Consider the following 2,654-nt stretch of genomic DNA (forward strand, 5'->3'; position numbering starts at 1 on the left):
GACCCACGTGCGGGTCGGCACGCATGATGGTCTCGCCGTCCATCTCCAGGATCAGGCGCAGCACACCATGCGCGGCCGGATGCTGCGGGCCGAAGTTCATGGTGTAGTTGCGGATTTCCTGCCGGCTTTCGGCAGCATTGCTGGCGAAAGCTTCGCCGGCCTGGTGTACGTGACTCACTTCACTGCCTCCTGCGAGCGCTCGCCGGCAGCGGTCTGCAGGCGGGCATCGTCGCGGATCACGCGCGGCACGCCGACACGCGGCTCCACCGAGGTGACCGGTTCGTAGATGACACGCTTCTTTTCTTCGTCGTAGCGGACTTCGACGTTGCCGATCAGCGGGAAGTCCTTGCGGAACGGATGGCCGACGAAACCGTAGTCGGTCAGGATCCGGCGCAGGTCCGGGTGACCTTCGAAGATCACGCCATACAGATCGAACGCTTCGCGCTCGAACCAGTTCAGGCCCGGCCAGATGCCGGTCAGCGAGGACACCACCGGCAGCGCTTCGTCAGGCGCGAAGCAGCGCAGGTGCATCATCAGGTTGTGCTGGTACGAACGCAGCTGTGCGACCACGGCAAAGCGCTGGGTCGGCATGTGCTGCGGGCGGGCACCGTCGGCGCTCTCTTCGCTGGGGAATTCGCCCCAGGCGAAGCGGCCCTGGGCCTTGCCTTCGACACCGCGGCTGAAGCCCTGCGAGGACACGTCGGCGGTGTCCCACTCATCGGAGCCATAACCGAGGTAATCGACGCCGCAGAGGTCCACGGCCTGCTCGAAACCAAACTCGTCACGCAGCGCGAGGGCGGTGGCGTGCCACTCAGCGGCAGGCACTTCCAGCGTCACTTCGCCGCGGGGTTCGACCACGATGACCTTCGCACCTGCGAAACGTGCGGAGAGTCGGTCGATGAAGGATGCTTGCTCTGCCATGGGGGCTTGGCGCGCTCTTGTCAGGTAAAGGGGTCAGCGGGCGATGGTCTGTGTACGCCAGATCTTCTTCTGCAGCTGCAGGATCCCGTACACCAGCGCCTCGGCGGTCGGCGGGCAGCCCGGGACATAGATGTCCACCGGCACCACGCGATCACAGCCGCGCACCACAGAATAGGAGTAGTGGTAGTAACCACCGCCGTTGGCGCAGCTGCCCATGGAGATCACCCACTTGGGGTCGGGCATCTGGTCATAGACCTTGCGCAGCGCCGGGGCCATCTTGTTGACCAGGGTGCCGGCGACGATCATCACGTCGGACTGACGCGGCGACGGGCGGAACACCACACCGTAGCGGTCAAGGTCCAGGCGCGCCGCACCTGCGTGCATCATTTCGACTGCACAGCAGGCCAGACCGAAGGTCATGGGCCACATCGAACCGGTACGTGCCCAGTTCAGCAGCGCATCGACGCTGGTGGTGACAAAGCCCTTTTCCAGCAGCGGGTTGTCGCCTTCCGGCCGCAGGATGTCATCAACCCGCCCTTCCGGGACAGGATTGGTCATCAGGCCATCGAGAGTCTGAATCACTCCCATTCCAGCGCTCCCTTCTTCCAGACATAAATGAAACCGAGGAACAGCATGCCGACGAACAGACCCATGGTGACGAGCGAACGCGCGCCAAGCTCCATGAAGACCTGCGTCCACGGCACGATGAAGATGATTTCCAGGTCGAAGACGATGAACTGGATCGCGATCAGGTAGTAGCGCACGTCGAACTTCATACGTGCGTCTTCGAAGGCTTCGAAGCCGCACTCGTACGGCGACAGCTTTTCCAGATCGGGGCGGCGGGGACCGAGGAATCGACCAACCAGCATCAGCGTAATGCCGATACCGGTGGCAACGATCAGAAACAGCAGAGACGGCAAATATTCGGCCAGCACAGCGATTCTCTCTTGCCTCTGCCGCTGCGCCTGCAGGCGCTTTGGCATGGGGGAGTGGACGGGAATCTGCCTGGCGCCTTGCGCGCCAGACGAACCCGCTTTACTTACTAAATGGTGCCCAAGAGGGGACTCGAACCCCTACGACCTAAGTCGCTACCACCTCAAGGTAGTGCGTCTACCAATTCCGCCACCTGGGCAAACGATCACATCAGACTATCTTCCCGATGCGCCGCGTATTGTAACCGGCTTCAGTCTTTCTGGGAGCCTTCCGAAGGCTTTTCTTCACCAGAAACCGAAGATTCCGCCTGAGCCGGCACAGTTGCGGCCGGAACCGGGGCGGCCGGGACCGCATCGGCCTTCGGAACGGCCGGCAATTCGCCCGCCGGAGCGGCCGGAGCACTGGCCGCCGGGGCAGACATCAGACCCAGATCCTGTTCGGCGGCCGGGCGGTTGCCATGGCCGGCGTACCAGGCCATGAAGAGGCTGATGCCGAAGAACACCACGGCCAGCCACTTGGTCGACTTGGACAGGAAGTTGGACGCGCCACGCGCACCGAACACGGTCCCCGAGGCGCCAGCGCCAAAGCCCGAACCTGCCGCCGCACCCGAGCCACGCTGCATCAGGATCAGCGCGACCATGGCTACGGCAACCAGCACGTAGACGACATTGAGGATCAACATCAGCATTGGAAATCCGCCCTCGGACTAGAGTGCCGGCGGCTAGCCGGCAACCGTAACTAATTGTTTGCCGCCGCCTCTGCGATGGCCAGGAAGTCGGCGGCCACCAGGGAGGCACCAC

General features: G+C 63.3%; 4 protein-coding genes, 1 tRNA gene and 1 pseudogene. All 6 read right to left on the bottom strand.

The features are described from left to right. A pseudogene (locus DBR20_RS09280) lies at positions 1-178 on the bottom strand (NADH-quinone oxidoreductase subunit D); the annotation flags it as partial. Next, entirely contained in the window at positions 175-921 is a 747-nt protein-coding gene (locus tag DBR20_RS09285) for an NADH-quinone oxidoreductase subunit C (RefSeq protein ID WP_089236301.1), read from the bottom strand. The gene DBR20_RS09285 and the pseudogene DBR20_RS09280, both read right to left, overlap by 4 nt. A 33-nt stretch (positions 922-954) precedes the next feature. Further along, positions 955-1,509, bottom strand: a complete 555-nt coding sequence (locus tag DBR20_RS09290) for an NADH-quinone oxidoreductase subunit B (RefSeq protein WP_089236302.1) — start codon at positions 1,507-1,509, stop codon at positions 955-957. Next, complete coding sequence (locus tag DBR20_RS09295) at positions 1,500-1,856, bottom strand: NADH-quinone oxidoreductase subunit A (RefSeq protein ID WP_005414075.1); 357 nt, start codon at positions 1,854-1,856, stop codon at positions 1,500-1,502. The genes DBR20_RS09290 and DBR20_RS09295 overlap by 10 nt, the downstream gene beginning before the upstream one ends. Positions 1,857-1,968: 112 nt before the next feature. Continuing rightward, positions 1,969-2,053 (bottom strand) — tRNA-Leu (locus DBR20_RS09300). A gap of 51 nt (positions 2,054-2,104) precedes the next feature. Next, positions 2,105-2,542: a preprotein translocase subunit SecG gene (gene secG, locus DBR20_RS09305; RefSeq protein ID WP_089236303.1), complete on the bottom strand. Its 438-nt coding sequence runs from the start codon at positions 2,540-2,542 to the stop codon at positions 2,105-2,107. Positions 2,543-2,654: the final 112 nt, after the last annotated feature.

Source organism: Stenotrophomonas sp. HMWF023 (assembly GCF_003060985.1).
Taxonomy (GTDB): domain Bacteria; phylum Pseudomonadota; class Gammaproteobacteria; order Xanthomonadales; family Xanthomonadaceae; genus Stenotrophomonas; species Stenotrophomonas lactitubi.